Raw genomic sequence first — 26,281 nt, 5'->3', positions numbered from 1 at the left:
TAGAAAATTTGTCGAATGTCTGATTAAATGAAAACGAATGAATTGACTATATCGCTCGATTTTCATATAATGATTCAAACATCCTGATGAAGCGGTCGCTTTGTCAGGATATCATTCATAAAAGACCGAGGCACCCGGTCTCCCGGCAGGCGGAAGTCCTACCGGTGAGGCGGAGCCGAAAATACACGAAGATAGAGGGATCGATATGAGCGAACTGAAAAAACACTTCATGACCTACCAAGGCGTCAAAAAGCTGGAGGAGGAACTGGAATTTCTCAAAACCGTCAAGCGCAAGGAAATCACGGAGAAGATCAAAGTGGCCCTGGGCTTTGGCGATTTGTCGGAAAATGCGGAATATACCGAAGCCAAGAACGAGCAGGCTTTCGTGGAAGGCCGGATTGTTCAGCTGGAAAATCTGCTGAAGAACACCGATGTGGTGGATGAATCCGAACTGCCCAAGGGAATTGTCAACATTGGCTGCAAAGTCAAGGTAAAAGACTTTGACCTCGACGAAACCATCGAGTATTATATAGTAGGCTCCGCTGAAGCGGACCCGATCAATGACAAGATTTCCAATGAAAGCCCGGTCGGAAAAGCTCTGATGGGCAAGAAGAAGAATGATACGGTAGAGGCCCAGACGCCCAATGGCGTCATTAAGATGAAGATCATGGCCATCTCCCGCGCATAACAGAACTGACCCGATGACAACCAGCTTGGAAAGCGGGAGAAACAACCGCAAACCAGGAAAACCATAGAAAGATTGAGGTGTGACCAGTGTCGAATGAGGAAATGAAGGATTTAGAACTTCACGAAATTGAAGCAAAGCTCTCCGAGCAGGAAGGCCTGAGACGGGAAAAGCTGTTTGAGCTTCAACAGGAAGGAAAGGATCCCTTCCAGGTTTATCGAGTAGAAAGAACGCATACAACCCAGCAGATCCGGGACGAATACGAGCAGGTGGAGGGAAAGGAAGTGTCCATTGCCGGACGCCTTTTATCCAAACGCGGACAGGGCAAGGTGATCTTTGCGGATGTCTATGACCGGGAAGGGAAAATGCAGCTTTTTGTCAAACTGGATAACGTGGGAGAAGATCAGCTCAAATTCTTCAAGACACTGGATCTGGGCGACTGGCTTTTTGTCAAGGGAGCGCCCTTTACCACCAAAACCGGAGAAATCTCCGTCCTGGTGGAGAAGTTCCAGCTCATTGCCAAGTCCGTCAAACCCCTGCCGGACAAATGGCACGGCCTGAAGGATCCGGATTTAAGATACCGCCGCCGGGAAGTCGACATCATTTCCAATCCGGAAGTGAAAGAAACCTTCCTCAAGCGCAGCCGGATCATATCCGAAATCCGCCGCTTCCTGGATGACCGGGGCTATCTGGAAGTAGAAACGCCGATCCTGTCCTCCATCGCCGGCGGCGCGGCAGCCCGTCCCTTTACGACCCATCATAACTCCCTGGATATTGATATGTACCTGCGGATCGCAACGGAGCTCTATCTGAAGCGACTGATTGTCGCCGGCTTCGAGAAAGTCTATGATATGGGCAAGAACTTCCGCAACGAAGGCATTGACTACAAGCACAATCCGGAATTTACCATGATCGAGCTGTATGAGGCTTTCGCTGACTACACCGACATGATGGACCTGGTGGAAGAGCTCGTATCCTCCGTGGCTCTGAAGGTTACCGGTTCCATGGTAATCAATTATCAGGGCAAGGAAATCGATCTGACTCCGCCCTGGCGCCGAGTCTCCATGGCTGATCTGGTCAGGGAGCATGTAGGCATCGATTTTGATCAGATTCAGTCCGATGAGGAAGCTCAGGCCATTGCCAAGTCGCATCATCTGGAAGACGAAATGAAGAAGGATCTGAAAGCCTACACCAAGGGCGAGATCCTCAACCTCCTGTTTGAAAAATACGCGGAGAAGAGCCTGATTCAGCCAACTCTGGTAACGGATTATCCAGTGGAGATTTCTCCGCTTACCAAGGGCAAGCGGGGTAACCCGGCTCTAACCGAGCGCTTCGAAGGCTTTATCAACGCCAGCGAAATCTGCAACGCTTACTCCGAACTCAACGATCCCATCATCCAGCGCCAGCGCTTTGAGCAGCAGGCCCGGGAGCGTGATCTGGGAGATGACGAAGCATATGTCATTGACGAGGAATTCATGTCAGCCCTGGAAACAGGCATGCCCCCCACCGGCGGCATGGGCATCGGCATCGACCGGATTATCATGTTCCTGACGGACTCCGCATCCATCCGTGATGTCATCCTGTTCCCCACGATGAAGCCCTTGGCATAGCTGAATAATAAAATACTGCCAAAAAGCGCCCGCCGGGCGTTTTTTGGCATTCCTGGAAATTTTTCCAGTTCCGGGCGAGGCCGTGATATCCTATCAGCGGACGGCCGAGCAGCGACTGGCTGCTGGGAAGTGTTGGAGAAATCGGTGAATCCGGATTCGAATCGGAGAAACTTCGGATCACCCCCTTGCCGGGCTCAGCTGAAGTTTCACCGGCAAAGTTGTAGAATGGACATGACGCTGCTTACGGGCCAATTGAGCACAGCGAAAACGTAACGAACCGGGAGGGAGCATGCGGTGGATTTTATCGAAGCACTGGAAGCAAATAACCAGCCCAGACTGCTGGAAATTCCAAAGAGTGACCTGCACAGCCATGCCGGGCGGGGCGGCAACAAGGCGTTCCTCGCTGAGCGCACCGGAGGGTCGCTGCCGGATCCGCCCCGGAAATTTGCTTCTCTGACACAGGCTCAGGAGTGGTTCGACGCCAACATCAAGCCGGCCTGCAAAGGGACGGCTGGTCAGTTGCTGCGCTGGGAGGCCTGTTTTGCAGAGGCGGGACGAAACCGGATCCTGCGCCTGGCCCTGAGTTTTACCAGGTTGGATGTCCTTTTGGCAGGCGGCATGGATTCGTTCCGGAAAAACCTGGAGGGCTATCATCAACGGTACTGTCCTCAGACCTTGTTTGAGCCGGAGCTGACATATGGCCGAGGCTGCCGGATCGACGAGGAACTGGAGTTCGTCGATGAGCTGCTTACCCCGGGATTCTTTCATTCAATGGACTTGTGCGACGGCGAATTCCAGCAGCCCATAGAACGGTTTCTCCCTCTGTACCGGAAGGCGGAGACCTACGGACTGATCAAACGAGCTCACGTGGGAGAGTTTGGACCGGCTGAAGAGGTAGTCAGAGCTGTCGAAATCCTGGAGCTTCAGGAAATCCAGCACGGCATCTCAGCAGCGGCATCTCAGGAGGTCATGCGCTTTCTGACGCGTCATGGCATTCAGCTCAATGTCTGTCCTACCAGCAACGTTATGCTGAATGTTGCATCAGACTACGCCGCTCACCCGATTCAGACGCTGGTTCGAAACGGCGTACGCGTCACCATAAATACCGATGATCTGCTGCTGTTCAATCAGCCCATCGATCAGGAATATCTGAATCTGTATCGTGCCGGTACCTTAACGGCCCGGGAACTCGATGACATTCGTCGCCGGGGTCTGCAGGGCTGTGCCGACTTCAAGGCAGAACCTTCCGGAGAGCCGGAGACGGGTCACGCCGGCACGATAGTTGAACAGAGAATTGAAATAGTAAAATGAGTGGAGGAAAATGACGGCGGGAAATCTAGTTCAGTCCAGTGGAACACCGGACATGACAGAGGAGGTCAGCAATGGCGGATAAGGTGAGACAGGGAAGGCCGGAGGACCTGGAATCGTGGATGGACCTGGTTCAGGCAGTCCGTGAGGAGTTTCCCGGGCTGGAATCCCCGGAGGCGATCCGGGAGCACCGCGAGACGGTCCGGAAGTTTATGGGTCGCGGGGAGGCGCTGTGTCTATCCGAGCAAGGCGTTGTGGTGGGCGTGCTGCTCTATTCCTCGAAGCGCTGCATGATTTGTTGTCTGGCTGTTCATCCGGAGTGCCGCGGACGGGGAATCGGGATCAAGCTCCTGAGCGCAGTCCTTGGCCAGTTGGACAGAACAAAGGACATTACCGTGTCGACCTTTCGGGCGGAGGATACCAAAGGCGTGGCTGCGCGAAGGCTTTATGCTCGATTCGGGTTTCAGCCGGGGGAGCTGACAACGGAGTTTGATTATCCCAATCAGGTATTCCGGCTGGAAGCGGAACAGCGTCCGAACGAATCGCTGGCTGGTCCGGCTTGAGGCGGCAAGCCATGATGCAGCTGGTGTTAACAAATTGTTTTTAAAGAAGCGGGATTACCGGCTTTTCAAGTGAGAGAAAAATGCATATAGTTATATTGTATATGCATAGGAGGTATTCATTTTGACAGAATTTAAACCAACTCCGAGAAAGAAAAGAAAACGGGAAGAGCTGTCGCTGAAGCAGAAAACGTATATTGGCATTGGAATCTTCATCCTTCTCACAATCCTCACCTTTCAGGTACTGATTCCTCAGTTTTCCATGATGCAGGGACGCAAGATCGCCGACCGGATCAATGAAGTGATCAAGGATGATCATTTTGAGCTGGTATCGGCCGAGCGGAACGGAATCCAGTTTTTCTCCCATTATCAGTCAACCAGATACAAGGATCTTTATATCTCTACCGATATGGCTCCGGATGACTTCACACCCAACCGGATCAATTACCTGTATGACAAGGCCATTGCGGAAAAGCCGGGAACCATGCAGCGGTTTGCCCTGGCAACCGACGACAGCCTGTACGATCAGCTGACACCAGTCCTCGGGGAGAAGCTCCTTCGGGTCATCGGCACCTTTGCTCCTGGCAGTGCCGAGCTGGTAGAGCTGGATGAAGCCTTCCAGCTGGGCAAGCTGCCAGGCTATACGCCAACGGTTGACATCATCGATGCTGCCACGGATGAGAACTACCTGAAATACTTCGGCCTCATCGAGCAGGAACTGAACAAGAAGAACTACAATGTGGGCAGCATCAACATTCAGTTCACCACCGACCGGAAAAACGCGGTCACCTATCGCTGGGTACCCATGACCGAGGGCGACAGCCTCCTCGGCTTAGTTACCCAGGACCTGGCCACCCTGCGCCAGGGGGGACGGGTAGACCATCTCACGGTGACTGAAGAGGTCTATTTCGATTATCCTTATAATCATAACTTTACCCTTCCAGCCAAACAGTAACAATCCAACGGTTCATACATGACAACAGCCCTCCTCCTGCCGGAACCAGTCGGCAGGAGGAGGGCTGTTTTTCGCTCCGGGAATGTATTGGGATTACTTCAGATGGAAGGTTCGGGGGGCCAGGCGGGGAATCAGGATTCGGGCCGCGATCCCGTACAGGACGGTCAGACCAATCATGGTCAGTGCCAGAACGGACAGGTCCGGTTGGAGGAAGATGGGCAGGTAGCAGAACAGATACACTGCGAAGTTCAGAACGGAATAGAGCGGGCTTTTGACCTGGACATCTGAGGTATAGGGCTGGAGCAGATAGTAGGTGGTCAGAAGGTGAATGGAGAAGAAGAGGAAATAGGCAATGATCATGATGAACAGCAGCAGTCTTGCCGGTGTGACTTTCATGTCAGTCATGAACAGCCAGATTCCGTGGGTGATCAGGAGAGCCACGGGCAGGGGCAGGTTCAGGCGAAGCACGTGCTTCAGACGGATGTTAAAGCTCTTCAGGATATCGTCACTTCGCCGGTAAAAGCCATAGGACAGCAGGCTGGAGTCGCAGTTGACGAACAGGGATTTGGTCAGCCGGCTGCTTCCGATGCTTCCGTACAGAAAGTAGGGCAGCAGGGAGGAGACAGTGGAATCATAGACCCAGCCGAACTCGGGGAATTGGAGGAAATGAAAGCGCCGGTCCAGGAGAGAGGTGACCAGGCCGGCTAGTCCGATCAGCAGGGCAATCCCTGTGGCAATGCGAACGGGCTTTGCCAGAATTCGGCGATGGCGCTGGAAGAATAGCGCATTTAGCTTGTCATAGCCGTTCAGTCGGGCCAATGATTTGGCCCCGACGGAATCATCGTCTGCCGTCAGATCCGTTTCCCGAAGCTTGACGTCCTGTGTCCGAAGGTTGATGCCGGCGGCCACTTCCAGCTGCTTCTCGTATTTATCCAGGGCGAAGCGGGCGACCCGCTGATAGCCGTCGTAGTGCCAGCAGCCCCGCAGGGCCAGTAGAGCCGCGGCGGCGGCAGGAAGGATCAGCCAGTGATTGTTGAACAGAGCTGGGAGTGTGAATTCAAAATATACTGTAAAAATGAGCAGCACTAGAGTGACGAACAGCAGCCCAAGGGTCGCAATGACATTTCCGGCCAGGGGAATGCCTCGGTCAAACAGCCGCAGATGGATGTATTCCATGACCAGCGTGACGCAGGTGACCAGAAGGGCGAGAAAAAGGGTATTGACCCAGGGTACGCCGCCCAGGAGGGTTAACACCAGGCTCAGGCCAAACAGGCGGCCCAGACCGTCCATCAGACTGCCAAGGATCAGTTCAACCCGGCCGACCTCCCGGGCGGGCTGGCGGAAGACCTCATGGAAAAAGTGCATTTTCTGGCCGGCTTCCAGCACGGCGGAACTGACCAGATTTGACAGCAGGTAGAGAATGAAGAAAAAGGACTGAAGATGGTCCGGAGTGGATGTCTTATCCATGAATCCGATCAGGGCCAGGTACATGAAAAAAGCCAGGTAGGCCAGGAAGCTGCCTTTCACGAAGGTCTTGAGGATCTTATAGATCAGCGAAAAGCCATACACAAACTGCTTGATGCCGGTGTAATGAAAATCATCCGGCAGACGACTGCTCAGGAACTTGCGTTTTTTCAGGAAGTTGAAAAAATAGTTCAGGTTGGAGCAGACCTCATATTTCAGCTCCATGCGATACAGTTCCCACATATCAGACCTCAGTGGGCTGTCCGGCCAGATCGGTCAGGGAATGTTCTCCGGACTTTGGCAGGATCGGGTTTGCTGGAGCGCCATGTATCCCCCGGAGAGATTCCACCGGAAGAGGGGCTTCTTCGGACAGGATCCGGATAATCCGCTCTTCAAACGCAGCATCATTCAGCAGTCCTTCTTCCACCTGGGTCAGCCGGCCCTGATTGAGAATGACAATTTCATCGCACAGATCCGTGGCCAGCTGCAGGATGTGGGTGGAAAACAGAATGATGTGGTTCTGATGGATGGACCGGATCAGGTTCTTGATCCGCAGCTGCATGACAACATCCAGGCTGGTCAAAGGTTCATCCATGAGAATGATGGACGGCTGCAGGATCATGAACATCAGCATTTGGAGCTTGTTCTTCATGCCCAGGGAATAGCCCTGGATCAGGCGATGCTTTTCGGATTCCTCAAAGCCGATCCAGTCCATATACTCATCGGTGGATTTCAGGGTCTGACCTTCCCGGCGATTGACATCCTTGAAGAAATCGATGAATTCGCAGCCGGTCAGAAAATTAGGCAGGGTGGGATTGGCCACCATGAAAAACAGATCGTCGGGCTGCAGCGGACGTCGAATGCCGTCCTGCTCGATCAGCACCTTGCCGTCATTCTTCCCCAGTTCTCCTGCGATCAGATTGAACAGCGTGGTTTTTCCAGAGCCATTGCGGCCCAGTAGTGCATAAATCTGGCCTTTCTCAAAGGAAAAATCGATGGATTGGAGTACATGGTTTTCGCCAAATGACTTCGAGAGATGTTCAAGAATGAGTTTCATCGGAATTGCCTTTCCCGGGACAACCCGGAAGTTCGATCCGAGCAGAAGCGCGGATGCGGTAAGGTGGTTGTCAGACCGATGGAATGGATCTGTTCGAGCTTTCGTCTAACGGATCTGACTTGATTCAATTGAGGGCATTACGTTCAGTATGATAAAGCAAGATTAAGATAATTTAAAACAATCTTCTGAAAAGCACTTCATGTGGCTTCCGCTGGCAGATCCAACCGGAAAATCAATTGAAGCCAGCGGGAAAGCAGGCTTGGCAAGGCTTGCGTAATTTTTTTGTTTGTGGGGGGCTCCGGTAAATTAACTTGGCTAAGGTTCGGAAGCAGTTCGGCCGGGCTGTACCTTGCTCCCGGGAATGGCACAAAGGGATGGGGGATTTTCTATCCGTCATGATCGGCCGGGGTCAATCCGGTCTGAATCAGAAACGCCCCTGTTCCGGCGGACAGGGTGAGCCTGTCTCGGAACCGAGGCGTCAGGTTGCTGGAACAGGTGGTTCAACGGGGCCGGAGGTCAGACTGGCCGGGATTGCTGCCTCGGTTACTCGACCAGGGTGCCTTCCTTGGAGTCTTTGACCACGAAGCCCAGAGCGGTAATTTCGTCCCGCAGCCGGTCAGACTGGGCGTAATCCTTATTGCGGCGAGCTTCATCACGCTGCCGGATAAGTTCCCGGACCTGCTCGGGGAGTTCTTTCTTTTCTTCCTTGACTTCGTTCAGATTCAGCGTCAGGAGCTCGTCGAACAGCAGGGCGGTAGCCAGCTTGTCCTCATCGGCGACGGATTCGTCCTTCAGCAGATTCCAGAGGACCCCCAGCGCTTTGGAGACGTTCAGGTCGGTGAAAATGTCCGTGAAGAACTTCAGGACATAAGCTTCATCCGGCCGGCCGGTTTTTCCCTGAGAGGTTTTCTTGATCTCCAGGATCCGCTTGCGCAGTCTGGCATAGGCCGTGCGGGCGGCATCCATGGATTCCCAGGAGAAGGTCAGCTGTTTGGAATAGTTGGCATTCAGGCAGAAGTAGCGATAATCCAGCGGATCGTAGCCTTCTTCGCGGAGGGTGGTTACCGTGAGGAAATTGCCGGATGACTTGCTCATTTTGACATTTCCGGGCAGAACCAGGAATTCAGCGTGGAACCAGTAGTTGCACCAGGAGTGTCCCAGGTAGCTTTCGGACTGGGCAATCTCATTGGTATGGTGCACTTTGATATGGTCTGTGCCGCCGGCATGGAAGTCCAGATGGTCTCCCAGATACTTCAGGGAGAGGGCGGAGCATTCCAGGTGCCAGCCCGGGAAGCCGACGCCCCAGGGGGAATCCCATTCCATCTGGCGCTTTTCGCCGGTTTTGGAGAACTTCCACAGCGCAAAGTCGGTGACGCTGCGCTTTTCATCGCTCAGGTCAACCCGGGCTCCGCCCTGAAGGTTATCCACGTCCAGCTGGCCGAAGTCGGCATACTGAGGGAATTTGGAGGTATCAAAGTAGATCCCGTCCGAGGTTTTGTAGGTATAGCCCTTGTCTTCGAGAACCTGGATGATGTCCAGCTGATCCTGGATGTGACCGGCCGCTGAAGCCCACAGGGTCGGGTCCATGCAGTTCAGAGACTCGAAGTCTGCCCGGAATTTCTCGAAATAATGCTTGGCCAGAAGCCAGGCATCCAGGCCCATTTCCCGGGCGGATTTTTCCATTTTATCATCGCCGGTATCAGCGTCATCGGTCAGGTGGCCGACATCCGTGATGTTCATGACGTGCTTGACCTGATAGCCGTAAAGCAGAAGCGCTTTCTTCAGAATGTCTTCGGAAATATAAGTGCGCAGGTTTCCGATATGGGCATCCTTGTAAACCGTGGGGCCACAGGTGTAGAGTCCGGCCTGACCCGGCTTCACCGGAACAAATTCTTCGGTCCGGCGGGTCCGGGTGTTGTGGATGGTGAATTTCAGATCCTGCTTCTGGATCAGATCCTTGAGATCTGAAAAGGTATAGTCTTTCTTTCCGGGGATGATTTTTGCCAGTATATCTTGTTGTGCCATAGGAAAACCTCCGTCTATCGATGATGGGGACTGTCAGTGTCAGGAGCGCTGTCCCGGCTGTCAGCGCGGGAAGGCTGCGCAGAGGGGACAGGGGAAAGGCGATCAGGCACCGGCTGCGCGGCCAGGATCCCTCAGGATCTGTCAGCGGGCATATGGTCTGGAACTGCTTTCTTACCGCCTAAATTATAACATATCCGCCCTGGGATTTGGCAAAACAGAAGGAGGCGAAAGGCTTTGGAACAGCATGACCGAGGTCGTCTCCGCCAGGGGTTCTCCGCAGGGGTTCTTCGCACGAGGCCGAACGGCTGCGGGCGGGACTCAGACCCGGCCCGACAGCCCCTGACGGCGGAACTGAGCCGGGGTCAGGCCGGTGACGCGCCGGAAGATGATCGTGAAATAGTTCTGGCTCGAAAAGCCAACGGACAGAGCGATCTCGAGAATCGACCGGTCTTCCCGGATCAGGCAGCGCTTACTTTTCTCCACCCGGACCTGATTGAGGTAGGCGGTGAAGGTTTGGCCGGTCTCCTTTTTGAACAGGGTGCAGAAATAGCTTTTGTTCAGCTTCAGATGCTCGACCAGCCGGTCCAGGGGAAGTTCCTCCCGGTACCGGGCATGGATCAGGTCGATGGCCTTGCGGACCGGGAGGCTGTAACAGGCTTGACCTGATCGATCGCTGCATTTCAGCAGGCGGGGGCCGACCGGATCCGGCGTCTGATTATTGTAGAAGCAAATCTCAAACCGGCTGATCCGTTCCAGATCGGCGGGGGTATAAGGTCCCAGCAGAACAAAACCATCCGCCGGCCGGTGTTTGTTGATGTAGTAAGCTGTGTAATGGTCGCCAAAGGCGCTGGTCAGGGTCCGGTACTGCGATATCGGCGGGGCGGGGTGAACCATTTCCTCAACCAGCCGGTTGTAGAGGTCGTAATCATCGTGGCAGAAATGGCTGCCGCCGCTGTAGAGCAGGCGGCCGTCGCCGGTGAAGGCACTGCAGGGGATCAGGGTGGCGCTGTGCAGATCCTCAGCAACCCGGCGGGGATTGCGTTCGATGAACATCAGGCGATCGCTCCTTTCAATTGACCTGAATATGGTGATAAAAAAACAAACAGACAAAAAGATTTTGGCCGATGCATTCTGTATGATAAATGAGAATTGTTATCAATTCGTCCTGATGATTATACCAACGTGGAAGGCGAGGTGTCAACGAGCGGGGGTGTCCCCTGCGATTGCTTATGAAAAACCATCATCTGATCCTCCTGCTGTTGCCGCTGGCCCTGCTGTCCCTGTTCATCGGCGCTCGTCCGGTTCGACCGGCCCAGCTGCTGCAGGGCGGGGAAACGGAGCTGTTTGTCTTTGCTCTGAGCCGTGTACCCCGGCTGGCGAGCATTCTCCTGACCGGCAGTGCTCTGAGTATATCCGGCCTGATTCTGCAGCAGATTACCCGCAACAAGTTTGTTTCTCCCTCCACGGCCGCCACCATGGACTCAGCCCGCATGGGGATCCTGTTTGCCATGATTGTCCTGCCCGGAGCTTCCACCATGACCAAAATGGGGATTGCCTTTGCCTTTGCCCTGGCCGGAACGTTTCTGTTTCTTGTGATCCTGGGCCGCATCAAGGCAAAAAGTGTCATTGTCATTCCCCTGGTGGGCATCATGCTGGGCAATCTGATCGATTCGGTGACCACGTTCTTTGCTTACCGGCAGGAAGTGGTGCAGAACATGAACTCCTGGCTGCAGGGTTCCTTTGCCATGGTAACCAGGGGGCGGTATGAGATTATTTTTCTCGTGCTGCCGCTGTTTGGGCTGGCGTTATTTTATGCCAACCAGTTCACCATCGCCGGTCTGGGCGAGGACATGGCCCGGAATCTGGGTCTGCGCTACCGCCTGGTGGTTAACGTCGGTCTGGCCATCGTGGCCATGATATCCAGCGCCGTCCTGGTGACGGTGGGGAATATCCCGTTCATCGGCCTGATCATCCCCAATCTGGTGTCCCTGGTCAGGGGCGACCATGTCAAGAACAATCTGTGGACTACCGCGCTGCTGGGAGCTCTGTTTGTGCTGGCCTGCGATGTCGTGGGCCGGGTTCTCATCTTCCCCTATGAGATCTCGATTTCGCTGACCGCCGGGGTGGCCGGCAGCATGATTTTTCTGCTGATTCTGGCCAGGGGAGGAAAACGGATATGAACCGGAAACTGATGGGACTCAGCCTTTGCCTTGCGGCCGGCGTCGTCCTGTTCCTGGCCTGGGATCTGGAACGAGCCACCGCCGCCTATGCCTTGTCCCGGCGGCTGCCCAAAGTGGCCGCTCTGCTTTTGACGGGCAGTGCCAGCGCCTTTTCTTCCCTGCTGTTTCAGACGGTGACGGACAATCGGATCCTTACCCCCAGCGTGCTGGGACTGGAGTCCCTCTACCAGTTCCTCCAGACGGCGCTGATGTTTGTCTTCGGATCCCGTTCTCTGGGAGCCCTCGACCAGCGCCTGAGCTTTCTGCTGGCGGTGGGGCTGATGATCCTGTTCAGCACAGGCATTCTGGGGACTCTTCTGAAACGCCTCAACGGCAACATTTATCTGCTGCTCCTGGTGGGCATTGTGACCGGAACCCTGTTCCGCAGCGGCGCCTCTTTTCTCCAGGTGATTCTGGATCCCAATGAGTTTCTGATCCTCCAGGGCAATCTGTTTGCCAGTTTCAACAACATCAATCGCCAGATTCTCTGGCCGGCCGGCCTGATGATGGCTGCCGTCATGCTGATCATGGTCCGGCGTCACCGGGAACTCAATGTTCTGGCCCTGGGACGGGATCAGGCCATCAGCCTGGGGGTCGGAGCTGCTGCTCTGACACGGCTCAGCCTGTTCTGTGTCGCGGTCCTGGTATCAGTGGCCACGGCGCTGGTTGGACCCATCACCTTTCTGGGGGTGCTGGTGACAAATCTGGCCCGGGAGTTCCTGGGCGCTCACCGCCACCTCCCCTTGTTTCTGGGATCCATGCTGTTCGCTTCCCTGGCTCTGGTCTACGGCCAGTTCCTGGTGGAACAGGTATTTTCATTCAACACCCCCATCAGCGTCCTCATCAATTTTGTCGGAGGGCTGTACTTCATCCTTCTGCTGTTAAAGGAGCGTCCGATTTAGCATGATTCAAGTTAAGAACCTGACCAAACGCTACGATGCCGCGGAAGTGGTATCTCATGTCAGTCTGGCCATTGAACCCGGAAAAATCACTTCATTCATCGGTCCCAACGGGGCCGGCAAGAGCACTCTGCTCTCCATGATCGCCCGACTGACCCAGACCAGCGGCGGGGAAGTCCTCATCGAGGGGCGACCCCTGAACCAATGGAACAACCGGGAACTGGCCCGGAAAATCGCCATCCTGAAACAGACCAATCACCTCAATGTTCGCCTCAGTGTCCGGGAGCTCATTGCCTTTGGCCGGTTTCCGCACAATCAGGGCAGAAGCACGCCAGACGATGAGCGGATGATTGATCAGGCCATCGCCTACTTAAAGCTGGAAGACATGCAGCACCGGCTGATCCACGAACTCTCCGGGGGACAGAAGCAGCGGGCCTACATTGCCATGGTCCTGGCTCAGGATACGGAATACATCCTGCTGGATGAACCTCTCAACAATCTGGATATGAAGAACGCCGTGGAGATCATGAAGATTCTGCGCCGCATCGTTGACGAGCTGGGCAAAACTGTGGTTCTGGTAATCCATGACATCAATTTTGCGGCCTGCTACTCCGACCGGATTGTCGCACTGGCCGACGGCAAAGTCCTCTATGACGACGAGACCGATGCCATTATCAACGAATCGATTCTGACCGAACTTTTTGATATGCCCTTCGAAGTGCATGCCATTGCCGGACAGAAAATCTGCACCTATTACAGCGAAAACGGCAACATCTGCCCGATTCCGACTGCTGTCTGAGTTAATGACCAGATCAGCAGGATCCGACAATATGACTGGATCAACCCAATATGTCGGATCAACCCAATATGTCGGATCGACCCAATATGCCGGATCGATCAGATAAACTGGATCGACTGGAGGGACTGGATCGACTGGAGGCAAAGAATCAACAGGATTGACCAGTTCAACAACAGCCAGGATATCCATGAAATGAAAAAAAAGGAAGGTTGAAATATATGTCTATGCGCAATAAGAAAAGATCAGCTGCATGGTGGCTGACAGGAGTTCTGCTGCTGGCCGGCTGCGCCGCCCCGGCGGCTTCGGAAGGAACCCAGGGGCAGTTGAGCGAGGCATCTTCCGCCGCTCAGGAGATTATTACCGTGACTCATGAGCTGGGTACCGTTCAGGTCACAAGCAAGCCCCAGCGGGTCGTCGTATTTGACTACGGCCTGGTGGATCTCCTGCAGAACCTGGAGGTTGAGATCATTGGTCTGCCCAAGGCTTCTCTGCCAGAATTTTTGAAGCAGTACCGGGATGAGCGCTACACGGATGTCGGAACGCTCAAGGAGCCGGATTTCGAGAAGGTCTTTGGCCTCAAGCCGGATCTGATCCTGATCTCCACCCGGACCCAGGCCGCCTATGAAGAACTGTCGAAGATTGCTCCGACGCTGTATCTGACCGTTGATGGCGGGAATTACCTGAAGTCCGTGGAGGACAATGCCGCGCTCCTGGGGAAAATCTTCGGGCAATCGGAGGTCGTAAGCCAAAAGGTGGCAGACCTGAAGGAACGGGTTGCGGGCATCCAGGGCAAAGTCCGGGCCAAAGGGGAGAATGCTCTGATTATCCTGGCTAATGACGGCAGCCTGTCTGCCTATGGCAAGGTCTCCCGCTTTGGCATCATTCATCATGCTCTGGGCTTTGATGAGGCGGATTCGGGTATTGAGGACTCCACCCATGGCCAGAATGTAACCTACGAATACATTCTGGAGCAGGACCCGGACCACCTGTTTGTGATTGACCGTGCAGGGGTGGTGGGCGGCGACACGGATGCCGGCTCCACCATGGACAATGAACTGATCCGCCGGACGAAAGCCCACAAGAGTGGAACGATCCACTACCTGGATCCGTCGGTCTGGTACATTACCTCCGGCGGCTTCACCGGTACCTCAATCATGCTGGATGAGATGGAAGCCGTTCTGAAGTAGATCTGAAGTAGATCTGAAGTATTTCTGAAGTGGTTCAGAAGTTGATCCCAGAGCTGGAAGTGCTGAATCGCGGTCTGAAGTCTGGTCGGACAGCGGATGATGGGGATCACTTTCTCGAAGGAAGACATGACTAAGCCAGCCGCTCTCCGGCAGTACTCGGAGAACGGCTGGCTTTCTGTGCCTGACTGGCATGGTGTTGAATCATTCTGCCGGAGCCGGATTTTTCCCACAGGACAAGGCTCCGAGGCGATTTGCCGTTGGTCTGAGGTTCTATAATTGCCAGAAGGTTAGTGGTATAATAGGTAAGAAGTTTTTGCGCTAGGAGATATGAATCGTGGCTTATCAAAACAAGGCAATGGTACTGGGTACCAATTATTATATCGGACTGTCCCTGGTCCGCGGACTGGGGAAAATGGGCGTGCCGGTGGTGGCAGTAAATTACAGCAGGGACAATCAGTACGGGCGCTCCAAGTATGTGACGGAAGAACTGCTGGTTCCCCATTATAAGACGCATCCCAGGGAACTGTGCGACGCGCTGATTGAGTATGCCAAAAAACAGCCGGTCAAGCCGGTGCTATTTCAGACCGCGGATGCCTATGCCCAGTTTGTGGATGATTTCCATGATGAGCTGAAGCCCTGGTTCTTATTCCCGAACCAGAAGAAGGGTCTGATTTCTGATCTGGTGGACAAATACAAGATGGTGGAATATACGGATCGCTTCGGTGTCAAGACACCGGAGATCATCGCGGCTGATGATGCGGATCTGGCCGGCCGGGTGGACCGGGAGATCAAGTATCCCTGCATCATCAAACCCAAGGATTCGGCGACCTTTATCCGGCTTTACCGCAACAAGGTGTTCTTCATTGAAAATGAGGCGCAGCTGCTGGAAAAGACGGACCGCTGCCGTCAGGATGGAGTGGAGGTCTTTGTCCAGCGCATTATTCCGGGACCGGAAACCAACTGCTACTGCTGGGAAGGCTACATGAACCAGGATTCTGTCTGCACCCACTACACCACGGTTCAGAAAATCCGGCAGTGGCCCAACAATTTCGGAGCAGCGACTTATGCCAAGCAGAAATGGATTCCTGAATGCCATGAGATCTGCGGACCGTTCTTTGAAAAAGTCGGCTACAAGGGCTTTGCTGAAGTGGATCTGAAGCGGGATGAAACCACTGGGGACATCTACCTGATCGAGATCAACTGCCGCTACATCGGCTTTACGGAGCTGCTTATTGCCCTGGGTTTCAATACGCCGTTTATTACCTATCGGGAAATGATCGGGGATCCGCTGCCGCCGCAGGCCTGGAACTATGATACGGGGTACAGCTGGATCCATGCGCTGGAAGATAAGTTTGCCCGGGACAAATACAAGGAAACCGGACAGATCTCGCCGGAACAGATGGATGAGGACACCCGTTCCGCCGGTATTCGCGTTTCGCCCATCTGGTCCAAAGAGGATCCCATGCCGGGCATTACCTATACCCTGTATTCCGCTAAAAAAGGCTGGCGCCGGGTCCGCAATATTCTCACCGGCAAACGCCGGTCTGCCCACGACTAGCCAGTAAAGGGAGGATCGCCATGGCCGGACAAGTATACTGCATCGGAGAGCTGCTTATTGATTTCATCTGCACCGACGGGACCGGGGATCTGAGCCGGGGTGAGCATTTCCTGAAGAAGGCCGGCGGTGCGCCCGCCAATGTGGCGGCTACCCTGAGCCGGCTGGGCACGCCTGCCTGGTTTGCCGGAAAGGTCGGTGCGGATCCCTTCGGTGATTTTCTGGAGCGGACTTTAAAGGACTATGGCGTCGAAACCAGCCAGTTGATCCGTGATCCTCATCACGGCACCACCCTGGCATTTGTTTCGCTGACCCCGGACGGAGAACGGGATTTTCTGTTCCAGCGCGGTGCCGATGCCTGGCTGACAGAGGCGGAACTGGATGAAGCCGTCCCGGCAGCGTGCGATTTGGTCCACTTTGGTTCAGCAACGGCTCTTCTGGGGGGGGCGACCCGGACCACCTACCTGAATCTTTTAAAGCGGTGCAAGGGAACCCGGTTTGTCTCCTTCGACCCGAACTGGCGCTCCGACCTGTGGCGGGGAAGGGAAGCAGACTTCATCCGGGAGATGCTGGACCTTTTGCCAGAGGTAGATCTGCTGAAGGTCAGTGATTCCGAACTGGAACTGCTGTGCGGACCGATGAACCGGGAAGAAGCTGTCCGGTCGCTTCATGAGCGCGGAGTGGGCATCATCGCCGTCACACTGGGCAGTGCGGGAACCTATTTGTCCAATGGGCAGCAGTCCGCGACGGTCAGCAGCATTCCCGTCCAGACGGTGGATTCCACCGGTGCGGGCGATGCCTTCGTCGGAGCTTTCTTAAGCAAGGTGGCGGCTCTGGAGGATCGGACCAACCTGCGGTCGGATTTCGACAAGCTGGTTGAAATCACCAAGTTTGCCAATCGGATCGGAGCCCTCGTCTGCACGCGCATGGGCGCCATGGAGGCCATACCCGCAAAGGCAGAGGCCGAGTCAGTCGACGTGACTTCATTTTCCTGATCTGGTTGAACAGGCTGTTCAGGGCAGATCAGAACCTAACGGCCCGCCCGTGCTGACATCAGGTCAGGCACGGGCGGGCCGCTGCAACTCCTATTCTGAGTGCTGTTTAGGGAGAGAGTGGAGTCGTCCTGGGGCTTAAGGTATATGTCTGATCGGGCAGAGGCTAACCTGTACATTTGACGTTTTCCTGAAATCAGATCCAGGGGATGCAGGCTTTTGGGGTGGGAGTGATGACGAGGAGCTTGATCCCAGGGAGCTTGATCCCCCAGAGTCCTTGTTGGTACAGAGTGGATCAAAAACTGGTATCCAGCTGGCACAGTGCAATCTGAAAGAGCCCTTCCGAGAGCAGGAACTCGTCGTACTGGAAGTCTTCCAGATCCGCCGGATCAAAGAGCTTGGCCAGGCCGCCGGTGATGACCTTGCGGCAGGGGTGGCCCATTTCGGTTTCGATGCGGCGGGCCAGCTCCAGAACGGCAGCAAGGGTGCCGTTGATGATGCCCGACTGGATGGAACCGATGGTGTCACTGCCGATGATGCGTTCCGGCTTTTTCAGCTCAATGTCGGGCAGGTGGGGAATCATCTGGTGCAGGCTGCGGGCCTGAAAGGCGATGCCGGGGATGATTACGCCGCCATAGAAGTTGAAGTCGCCGTCGATGACTCCGAGTTTGGTGGCCGAACCCAGATCCGCGATGATGGTCCAGTCCCTGTACTTATGGTAGGCGCCGGCATTGGTGGCGATCAGGTCGGCGCCCAGTTCCCGGGGTTCTTCCAGCAGGACGTTCATTTCGGGCACGATGCCCGGCGCCACATTGATGATCCGGGATTCCGGATACATCTCTTCCATGACTCGCAGCACCGTATCCCGGAGGAAGGGGACGACGCAGGAGAGAATCACCGCTTCCGGCTGGGACTCATTGAACTCGTCATTGAGATCCCGGAAATACAACCGGTATTTTTTAAAATTGTCTTCCTTGATGGATGGACGGCGCAAATCCGCCCGGCGCTTGCCGTCACGGCCATACAGGACGGCCACCGTATCGCTGTTTCCAATGTCAAGGGTCAAGATTCCGCTCATGGCATGTTCCTTTCATGGTGCTCTGATTTTCCTCGGGGCGTTCCGGTTTGAGGAGAGCTGTACTTGTTCCAGGTGAATTTCCCTGAAGTTCTGCCTTTATTATAACCTGTAGTGATTGATTTTCAGAAAAGTCTTGGTATAATTGTTAGTGAAACAATATTCCGCGATAGCTCAATGGTGGAGCACTCGGCTGTTAACCGATAGGTTGGAGGTTCGAGCCCTCTTCGCGGAGCCATAAGAAAAACAGGCGTTGAAGAAGAAAAGTACTTCGGCGGGATCATTCAAGAGAGGCAGGGGCGCTGAGACCTGTCATGATCTGCCAGAGGAAGGGAGCTTCGGAGCCTGAACCTGAGAGATGGGCAATTGCCAAGAAGGGTGGAACCGCGTGATTCACGTCCCTTCATGTGGAATTGCCCTTTTTTTATATCAAAAAAAGACCGCCGGATCCACCGGCGCCAAGGAGGAATCATCATGGCAGATAATCAAGTAACAATGGATAAGATCCTGGCCCTGTCCAAGGGCAGAGGCTTCGTGTTTCCGGGTTCGGAAATCTATGGCGGGCTCGCCAATTCCTGGGACTACGGCCCGCTGGGCGTGGAACTGAAGGAGAACATCAAGAAAGTCTGGTGGAAGCGCTTTGTTCAGGAAAGCCCCTATAACCTGGGACTGGATTCGGGCATTCTGCTCAATCCGGAAGTATGGGTGGCCTCGGGTCATGTCGGCGGATTCTCGGATCCACTGATGGACTGCAAGCAGTGCAAATCCAGATATCGGGCCGACAAGCTCATTGAAGAGGACATGACCCAGAAAGGCGTGGAGTACGCCTCCGCCGACGGCATGCCGGAAGCAGCCATGAAGGATTACATTGTGGAAAACCACATTGCCTGCCCCAAGTGCGGCTCCCATGACTTCACCGATATCCGCAAGTTCAACCTGATGTTCAAGACCTTTATCGGAGTGACCGACGAGTCCTCCGAGCCGGTGTACCTCAGACCCGAAACGGCTCAGGGCATCTTCATCAACTTCAAGAACATTGCCCGGACCAGCCGCAAGAAGGTGCCCTTTGGCATCTGCCAGATCGGAAAGTCCTTCCGCAATGAGATCACGCCCGGAAACTTCATTTTCCGGACTCGTGAATTTGAGCAGATGGAGCTGGAATTCTTCTGCAAGCCCGGCACTGACATGGAGTGGTTTGACTACTGGCGCAGCTTCGTGCACCGGTTCCTCCTGGATATTGGCCTGCGCGATGAGAACCTGAGAGCCCGCGATCACGCGGCCGAGGAACTCTCGTTCTATTCCAAGGCAACCACGGATTTTGAGTACCGCTATCCCTTTGGCTGGGGTGAACTCTGGGGTGTGGCTCACCGCACCGACTATGACCTGACCCAGCATATGCAGCACTCCCGTGAGGATCTGAATTATCAGGATCCCGTGACCAACGAGAAATATCTGCCTTATGTCATTGAACCCTCCGTTTCCCCCAACCGCATCTTCCTGTCGATTCTGCTCGACGCCTATGAAGAGCAGGAACTGGAGGGCGGCGACATCCGCAATGTACTGCACCTGCATCCGGCGCTGGCGCCCTTCAAGGCAGCGGTTCTGCCCCTGTCCAAGAAGCTGAACGAAAAGGCGGAAGAAGTCTACGCGCAGCTGTCCAAGGACTTCATGACCGACTTTGACGATGCCGGATCCATCGGCAAGCGGTACCGCCGGGAAGATGAAATCGGAACCCCGTTCTGCGTCACGGTGGATTTTGACACCCTGGAAGATCAGTCCGTCACCATCCGGGACCGCGACACCATGGAGCAGGTCCGGGTAAAAATCAGTGAGCTCAACCAGTGGATCGCCCAGCGGGTGGCATTCTAGCATGGCCAGATCGTTTGACCTGTTTCGGCAGGAAATCCGGGACAAGAAGGTAGCCGTTGTCGGCCTGGGGGTGTCCAACATCCCCCTGGTCCGCTTCCTGCTCCGACTGGGTGCCCGGATCACGGCCTTTGATAAACGGGAGTTCATTGAGCTGGACGCTCAGGTTCAGGAGTTTGAAGGAAAGGTCGATTTCGTCCTGGGCCGCCATTATCTGGAAAACCTGAAGGGTTTTGATGTCGTCTTCCGGACGCCCGGGATGCGCCCGGATGTGGAAGCCCTGCTGGAGGCGAAAGCCGAGGGGGCTGTTATCACATCGGAAATGAAGGAATTCATGCGTCACTGCCCGGCCCGGATCATCGGCGTTACCGGCTCAGACGGCAAGTCCACCACCACCACCATGATCTATGAGCTGCTCCGGGCCCAGGGTCGCAAGGCCCGCATCGGGGGCAACATCGGATTTCCTCTGTTTGACGAAATAGAAACCATTGAGCCGGATGAAATCATCGTCCTGGAGCTGTCCAATTTTCAGCTGATGGACATGGATCTGTCTCCTCAGATCGCTGTGGTGACGAATCTGTCGCCCAATCATCTGGACATTCATAAGGACATGGCAGAATACCGGGAATCCAAAATCAACATCTTCCGCTATCAGGATTCCACCGGAACATTGATTGTCAATGAAGACAATCAATATACCCGGGAATTCAAGTCCATGGCACACGGAGCCGTCAAGTCCTTCTCCTCCCGCGAGCTGGCAGATGCCCACTATCAGGATGGGGTCATTTTCCTGCGCGGCACCCCGGTGGTGCGGCTCTCCGAGATGAAGCTCAAGGGCATTCATAATGCGGAGAATCTCTGCGCCGCCCTCCTGGCTACCGAAGGCCTGGTGGAGATCGAAACCGCCCGGCAGTTTGCCATGACGTTTACCGGAGTCAAGCACCGGGCCCAGTTCGTGGCCAAGAAGCGGGAAGTCCGCTACTACAATGATTCCATCGCCTCATCTCCTACCCGTACCCTGGCAACGATCCGGTCCTTCCAGGAAGATAAGGGCCGCATCAATATCCTGCTGGGGGGCGTGGACAAGAATCTGGATTATTCGGAACTGGCCCGGGAAGGGGCCCCTTATTTCCGGAATGTCATCCTGCTGGGAGCCGCCAAGGAGAAAATCCGCCAGGCCTTCATCCAGAGCGGCGAACCCATCGCGGAACGCCTGCTGGATGCCGAAACCTTCGAGGAAGCTCTGGAACTGGCCTCCAAGGTTGCGCTGCCCGGTGATGTGGTGATCCTCTCCCCCGCCTGTGCCTCCTTTGATATGTTCCGCAATTTCGAAAAACGAGGAGAACGTTTCGAGGAACTCGTCCAGGCCATGGAGTAGTGGAAGCCCAGGCTATGGAGTAGAAGAAGCCCAGGCACTGCTGATCGTTGCCTGGAATCTGATTTAGCACAGGATGATTCCGAAAAGGCCCGTCTGCAGGCGCGATCCGCCCCAGGCGGGGACTGCCCGGCAGTAGCTGAAGCGTGATTCATTCCACTCTGCTCCGGATCAGTCGCAGGGTGAATCGAATCCAAAACAAAGAACGCGTGGAATCACGCGTTCTTTGTTTTGGCACTGTTCCGACCGACGGTCAGCAGATGGCAGGAATTGGCGCAATCCGCCGATCCGGGCGAAGCCTTCGCCGGGAAGGCCTTGCGCCCTTGTCGCCGGATTAGTTGGAGTCCGGGCTCAGGAGCTGGCGGATGGTTTCATAGGTCAGGGCCGGGGCTGTTTCGAAGGAATAGCCGGTTTCGATGCGTTCGGTGAATTTATGGGCATCCTTACCGAAGGGACCGATATCCAGGACCGGGAGGTCGAGTTCCTGCATGGCAGCCAGCGGCAGGTCATAGGTGGTGCCGAAGCCGGGCATATTGCCCTTGAGATCGTCGATTACCTTGGGATCCTTCGGGGCTCCGCCGTAGGAGAGATCCGAGATGTAGGGGAAGAACTTCTTGAACACCAGCTGGTCTCTGGCCGGGGAGGCGTCGACCACTTGAGCGACGGTATTCAGAAGGCGGCGGCCTTTTTCGTCCGCTTCGCTGACATAGATGTGCGGATAGTAGGGGGGAGTCAGATAGACAATGATGACCGGATCGCGGTCAGACCACTGATCATGGACATATTCGACGATCTTTAAGGATTTCTCCCGGTCATCCAGATTTTTTGACCGGGCAATTTCCGCAATGCGGGCTTCCAGCGCCTGAGTGAAGGGGTCGCCCAGCTCGCGGGTCACCTGGTCCAGCAGCTGTGCATAGGTCAGGGTGCGGGCCTGGAAGGGGAGTTCGGCAAAGGGGCGCTGAGCCATTTCGCAGTAGGTCCGGTAATGGCCGGTAAGGGTTTCCAGAACCTCTTCGAAAGCAGTCTGAGCCGCCTGCTTCATTTTCTCCAGAACCTGGCTGGGGGTGGAGGAATGGGTGGCCACATTGAAGTAGACGTTGGCGGTCCGGCTGGTCTGGACGGAGTATTCGGTTTTTAAGTCCCGCAGCTTCAGGGTAACGGGCGGCTGGGTAACTTCGCCTTCCACCACATCGCAGTAGGCGGGATTCAGGTCCACCGCATCCACCAGGCGGGCTGCCAGATGATTGGCATCCAGTCCCTTGAAGGCTTCCCCGACATGGGTTTCCTTGCCGACAATGTAGAAGCTGGGCATGATTTTGCCGACGGTTCCGATGTAGACGTACTTCTTCTCATCTCCCGGATATTCGGAAGTCATGTAGTCCGTATCGAGGAGTGTCAGATAATTCAGGCCGTATTCGCGCTTTAAGCGGATCAGCTCCGGCAGCACCGCCAGCATTCCCTTGGAGTTGGCTTCCTCGTCGCAGACCCCGATGTAGATGAGGTTGCCCGGGAAGGAGGCGGGCTCGGCGGACACCTGCTCCAGAATGGCTAAAAGGATGGCATCGCCGGTTTTCATGTCAAACAGTCCCCGGCCAAACAGATAGTTTCCGGACTCCAGGTCCTGCCGAGCTTCCGGGCTGAGGCTGACCCCATGGAGGCGTCGGGTCAGTTCCACCGGGTCGCAGGCAAACTCTTCGAGGTTGCCGTAATCGGACGTGCCGACGGTGTCGTAGTGGCCCAGGGTGATGACCGTATCCTCGGACGTGCCGGCTTCCCCCCGGAACAGGGCCAGGACAGAATACCGGCCCAGTTCGTCGTCTTTTACCGGGACTTTGATCAGATGTTCGGGATGTTCCCGGAAGTAGGGGAATTGACTCAGGATCTCATGGATCCGGTCGGCTGCCGCTACTTCGCCGGGAGTTTCCACGACGCTTTTGACCCGGGTCAGATCCAGGGCCAGTTCTTTGATTCGTTCATTCAATCGCTCCATTGCTTCTCCTTTGATCGTTCCGTTTCGGATGCAGGCCGGACAGCGCCTCGTTTTTATCAGGGTCCTCAATGCGTCCGTCCGCAGTTGTTATGGGGAAATATATCTTTTCTCTTCATGGGGTTGGTTTCATGTTTGGATCTGCCGCTTGATAAGTCGGCTGTTCCGGTCGTACTACTTTCCATTGTAACCAATTTTATCGCGTGATACGATGTCCGCTGGAAAAATTCCCGCATTGCTGACTTGTACCTTTTCTCGGGCTGCCGAAGCTGTCAGGAAATCGTTCGAAAAAAGCAGATCCGATCCCGAGGAGCGGGATCGACTGAACCAAGCTCCGATACGAGAAGCGCAGTCGATCTCGAGGTTCCGTGCGGCGTGTCATCGTTAACATTTTTATGAAAACATTTACTGGATTTTGATAAACTGGTCAATGTGATATAATTTACATGATAAATCAGAAATCAACATGGAAACATCCGACTATTAAAACCACAGGGGGTTACTCTTATTATGGATGAAATTAAACGAATCGCCATCATGACCGGCGGTGGAGACTGTCCCGGACTCAATGCCGTTATCCGGGCCGTCACCCGCAAGGCCATCATTGAGAATCACTGGGAAGTGGTGGGCATTCGCAACGGATACAACGGTCTGTATTACGGCAATTTCGTTGATCTGGACCTGTTCAATACCTCCGGTATTCTTCAGGAAGGCGGTACCATCCTGTTCTCCTCGAACAAGGACAACCTGTTCAAGTATCAGGTCGAAGAGAATGGCAAGACGGTGATCAAGGATGTCTCGGATGTAGGCGTGGAAAACCTGAAAAATGCCGGGATTGATGTGCTGTTTGTGGTGGGCGGTGACGGAACGTTGACTTCTGCCCGGGATTTTGCCCGTAAAGGAGTAAAGGTCATCGCGATTCCGAAAACCATTGACAATGACCTGGCGTCGACGGACACTACGTTCGGATTTTCTACCGCTGTTGACGTCGCGACGGAAGCCCTGGACCGGCTCCATACCACGGCGGCATCGCATCATCGCATCATGGTATTGGAGGTCATGGGCCGCTATGCCGGCTGGATCGCCCTGCATGCCGGAATCGCCGGCGGAGCGGATGCGATTCTGATTCCTGAGATTCCCTACAACATCAACTATGTGGCAGCCAAAATCATGCGGCGCAAGGAAATCGGCAAGAACTTCTCGGTCATCGTGGTAGCTGAGGGTGCCAAGCCCCTTGATGGGGAAATGGTGGTTCAGTCCGTTGTGGCGGATTCTCCGGATCCCATCCGACTGGGTGGAATCGGAAACAAGGTTGCCCTCGATCTGCATGAGCTGTGCGGCAATGAATCCAGGGCCACCATTCTCGGGCATCTGCAGCGGGGCGGCAGCCCCTCCTCGGCTGACCGCATCCTGTCTTCCCGCTATGGCATTGCGGCCGTGGAACTGGCGGAAAAAGGCCTCTTCGGGAATATGGTTACCTTAAAAGGTACGGAGATGAGCTATGATTCGCTGGAGCATGTCATTGGCCAGGTGACCAAAAACGTGGATCCGAACTGTGAAATGGTACGGGCAGCCAAATCCCTGGGGATTGTTTTTGGCGACGAAGAAGTCGATGTTTACCGTGTGCTGGGAGATCAGAAAGTCAGTGACCGCTTCTAGCGACTGGATTTCCTAAAAGGTCGAAGAGCCAAAGTTCAGATCGATCAGCTCAAAAAAGCTTTGCTCCGGCAAGGTGATGAATACTGAATGAATCTGGCTGCAACAGCATAGACAGGAAACTCCGGCGGGTATCGCACCGTCGGAGTTTCCTGTCTATGCTGTTTCCATGCCAAGGCTTATATTGCCCAGATGTTATGCAATCACGGAGCCCTAACCTTAGGAAAAGGTTCGGCCCCGAATGACCCGCCTCGTCACCGTTGACGAATGAAAGCGCCTCGGACTAACGAGGTCGCCGCTGTATAACTGCGACGGGGCATTGATACCCATTGAGCAAAAAATTAATTCCTTTACGATGAATCCTCCCAGTCGTTTGCTGACCCTGAGTTTTTCTCAGGGTCTTTTTGAGCGGAAGCAGAAAGAAAATGGATGAGATATCAAGCTGGAATGGATTCAGCTGACTGATCAGATCCTCGAAACGGTTCAGAACGGGGATTCGCAGAGCATATGGCGCTGCATTCACTCTGCTGCCGGCACCGCTGCTCTCCATGAAAATGCATCAGCTGATTCAAGAAAGGGATCGATGACTTAATGAAATGATGTGAGCCTTTCCCCAAGTGAGATCGTCATTCTCATTCACATTCTACGAAGCGCGATCGATCCTGATCATGGAAACAGCTCTATTTCTAAATTGGTTTTCTATTTAAAAAGAGGTATTTTTTGTTGAAACGATGAAATAGACCTTGATATTTGATGTGATCATCAGAAATGAGAAAGACTTATATGACTGACTTTTTAAAATTAAATTGATAATACATAATAATTTCGAATTAAATTGTATAAAATATTACAAAATAATGAAAATTGACTTTATTTATATGAGATTGTACTATCATATTAATCTAAGTTTTGCAAACAATTATACTAGTAACGATCTGCAAACTCCTGAAACCATTCTAATGTCTGAGAAAATCAGTCCTTTCCATCTTGTTATCCCCTCCTATTTT

At 54.4% G+C, this 26,281-nt stretch carries 20 protein-coding genes and 1 tRNA gene; 15 read left to right on the top strand and 6 right to left on the bottom strand.

Features of this window, described 5'->3' with window-relative positions:
- Positions 1-205: 205 nt before the first annotated feature.
- The 5 genes from greA to P6M73_RS14125 all read left to right on the top strand — a co-directional run bounded on the left by greA (position 206) and on the right by P6M73_RS14125 (position 5,118).
- Complete coding sequence (gene greA, locus P6M73_RS14145) at positions 206-688, top strand: transcription elongation factor GreA (protein ID WP_277853671.1); 483 nt, start codon at positions 206-208, stop codon at positions 686-688.
- A gap of 86 nt (positions 689-774) precedes the next feature.
- On the top strand, positions 775-2,295 hold the full coding sequence (lysS, locus tag P6M73_RS14140) for a lysine--tRNA ligase (RefSeq protein WP_277853670.1): 1,521 nt from the start codon (positions 775-777) through the stop codon (positions 2,293-2,295).
- A 294-nt stretch (positions 2,296-2,589) separates the two neighbouring features.
- A complete protein-coding gene (locus tag P6M73_RS14135; RefSeq protein ID WP_277853669.1) occupies positions 2,590-3,606 on the top strand; it encodes an amidohydrolase family protein in 1,017 nt (338 codons plus the stop codon).
- 71 nt (positions 3,607-3,677) lie between these two features.
- Positions 3,678-4,166 carry a GNAT family N-acetyltransferase gene (locus P6M73_RS14130; protein WP_277853668.1) on the top strand — a complete coding sequence of 163 codons (489 nt, stop codon included), beginning with the start codon at positions 3,678-3,680 and terminating at the stop codon, positions 4,164-4,166.
- 121 nt (positions 4,167-4,287) lie between these two features.
- A complete protein-coding gene (locus P6M73_RS14125) occupies positions 4,288-5,118 on the top strand; it encodes a hypothetical protein (RefSeq protein WP_277853667.1) in 831 nt (276 codons plus the stop codon).
- Between the two features lie 93 nt (positions 5,119-5,211).
- Here the strand turns inward: P6M73_RS14125 and P6M73_RS14120 are convergent, their stop codons facing one another.
- The 4 genes from P6M73_RS14120 to P6M73_RS14105 form a co-directional block, all read right to left on the bottom strand.
- The gene (locus tag P6M73_RS14120; RefSeq protein WP_277853666.1) at positions 5,212-6,825 is read right to left on the bottom strand and encodes a hypothetical protein; all 1,614 of its coding nucleotides are present in this window, start codon (positions 6,823-6,825) and stop codon (positions 5,212-5,214) included.
- A gap of 1 nt (position 6,826) precedes the next feature.
- Positions 6,827-7,639 (bottom strand): ABC transporter ATP-binding protein, encoded by an 813-nt coding sequence (locus tag P6M73_RS14115; protein ID WP_277853665.1) that lies wholly within the window; start codon positions 7,637-7,639, stop codon positions 6,827-6,829.
- Positions 7,640-8,182: 543 nt separating this feature from the next.
- The gene (cysS, locus tag P6M73_RS14110; RefSeq protein WP_277853664.1) at positions 8,183-9,664 is read right to left on the bottom strand and encodes a cysteine--tRNA ligase; all 1,482 of its coding nucleotides are present in this window, start codon (positions 9,662-9,664) and stop codon (positions 8,183-8,185) included.
- 318 nt (positions 9,665-9,982) lie between these two features.
- The gene (locus P6M73_RS14105) at positions 9,983-10,717 is read right to left on the bottom strand and encodes a helix-turn-helix domain-containing protein (RefSeq protein ID WP_277853663.1); all 735 of its coding nucleotides are present in this window, start codon (positions 10,715-10,717) and stop codon (positions 9,983-9,985) included.
- Between the two features lie 176 nt (positions 10,718-10,893).
- Here P6M73_RS14105 and P6M73_RS14100 point away from each other — a divergent pair, with 176 nt between their 5' ends.
- The 6 genes from P6M73_RS14100 (at position 10,894) to P6M73_RS14075 (ending at position 17,318) form a co-directional block, all read left to right on the top strand.
- Positions 10,894-11,844 (top strand): ABC transporter permease, encoded by a 951-nt coding sequence (locus tag P6M73_RS14100; RefSeq protein ID WP_277853662.1) that lies wholly within the window; start codon positions 10,894-10,896, stop codon positions 11,842-11,844.
- Positions 11,841-12,785, top strand: a complete 945-nt coding sequence (locus P6M73_RS14095) for an iron chelate uptake ABC transporter family permease subunit (RefSeq protein ID WP_277853661.1) — start codon at positions 11,841-11,843, stop codon at positions 12,783-12,785. Before P6M73_RS14100 ends, P6M73_RS14095 begins: the two co-directional genes overlap by 4 nt.
- Position 12,786: 1 nt before the next feature.
- Positions 12,787-13,581: an iron ABC transporter ATP-binding protein gene (locus tag P6M73_RS14090; RefSeq protein WP_277853660.1), complete on the top strand. Its 795-nt coding sequence runs from the start codon at positions 12,787-12,789 to the stop codon at positions 13,579-13,581.
- Between the two features lie 218 nt (positions 13,582-13,799).
- A complete protein-coding gene (locus P6M73_RS14085) occupies positions 13,800-14,768 on the top strand; it encodes a siderophore ABC transporter substrate-binding protein (RefSeq protein ID WP_277853659.1) in 969 nt (322 codons plus the stop codon).
- Positions 14,769-15,102: 334 nt separating this feature from the next.
- Complete coding sequence (locus tag P6M73_RS14080; RefSeq protein ID WP_277853658.1) at positions 15,103-16,326, top strand: carboxylate--amine ligase; 1,224 nt, start codon at positions 15,103-15,105, stop codon at positions 16,324-16,326.
- A gap of 20 nt (positions 16,327-16,346) precedes the next feature.
- Positions 16,347-17,318: a carbohydrate kinase family protein gene (locus tag P6M73_RS14075; protein WP_277853657.1), complete on the top strand. Its 972-nt coding sequence runs from the start codon at positions 16,347-16,349 to the stop codon at positions 17,316-17,318.
- A gap of 292 nt (positions 17,319-17,610) precedes the next feature.
- On the opposite strand, the gene P6M73_RS14070 is transcribed toward P6M73_RS14075, so the two are convergent.
- Positions 17,611-18,393, bottom strand: a complete 783-nt coding sequence (locus P6M73_RS14070) for a type III pantothenate kinase (protein ID WP_277853656.1) — start codon at positions 18,391-18,393, stop codon at positions 17,611-17,613.
- Between the two features lie 160 nt (positions 18,394-18,553).
- Here P6M73_RS14070 and P6M73_RS14065 point away from each other — a divergent pair.
- The 3 genes from P6M73_RS14065 to murD all read left to right on the top strand — a co-directional run bounded on the left by P6M73_RS14065 (position 18,554) and on the right by murD (position 21,634).
- Positions 18,554-18,628: transfer RNA gene (locus P6M73_RS14065), tRNA-Asn, on the top strand.
- A gap of 236 nt (positions 18,629-18,864) precedes the next feature.
- Positions 18,865-20,259: a glycine--tRNA ligase gene (locus tag P6M73_RS14060; RefSeq protein ID WP_277853655.1), complete on the top strand. Its 1,395-nt coding sequence runs from the start codon at positions 18,865-18,867 to the stop codon at positions 20,257-20,259.
- Between the two features lies 1 nt (position 20,260).
- On the top strand, positions 20,261-21,634 hold the full coding sequence (gene murD / locus P6M73_RS14055) for a UDP-N-acetylmuramoyl-L-alanine--D-glutamate ligase (protein WP_277853654.1): 1,374 nt from the start codon (positions 20,261-20,263) through the stop codon (positions 21,632-21,634).
- A gap of 331 nt (positions 21,635-21,965) precedes the next feature.
- Here murD and P6M73_RS14050 read toward each other — a convergent pair whose 3' ends face one another.
- Complete coding sequence (locus tag P6M73_RS14050; protein ID WP_277853653.1) at positions 21,966-23,621, bottom strand: M20/M25/M40 family metallo-hydrolase; 1,656 nt, start codon at positions 23,619-23,621, stop codon at positions 21,966-21,968.
- A 504-nt stretch (positions 23,622-24,125) separates the two neighbouring features.
- Between P6M73_RS14050 and P6M73_RS14045 the strand changes: the two genes are divergently transcribed.
- On the top strand, positions 24,126-25,277 hold the full coding sequence (locus tag P6M73_RS14045; RefSeq protein ID WP_277855785.1) for a 6-phosphofructokinase: 1,152 nt from the start codon (positions 24,126-24,128) through the stop codon (positions 25,275-25,277).
- Positions 25,278-26,281: the final 1,004 nt, after the last annotated feature.

It is taken from the genome of Anaerococcoides asporogena (assembly GCF_029590275.1).
In the GTDB taxonomy this organism is placed as follows: domain Bacteria; phylum Bacillota; class Clostridia; order Clostridiales; family Clostridiaceae; genus JG1575.
This window is presented reverse-complemented; position numbering and strand designations above follow the sequence as displayed.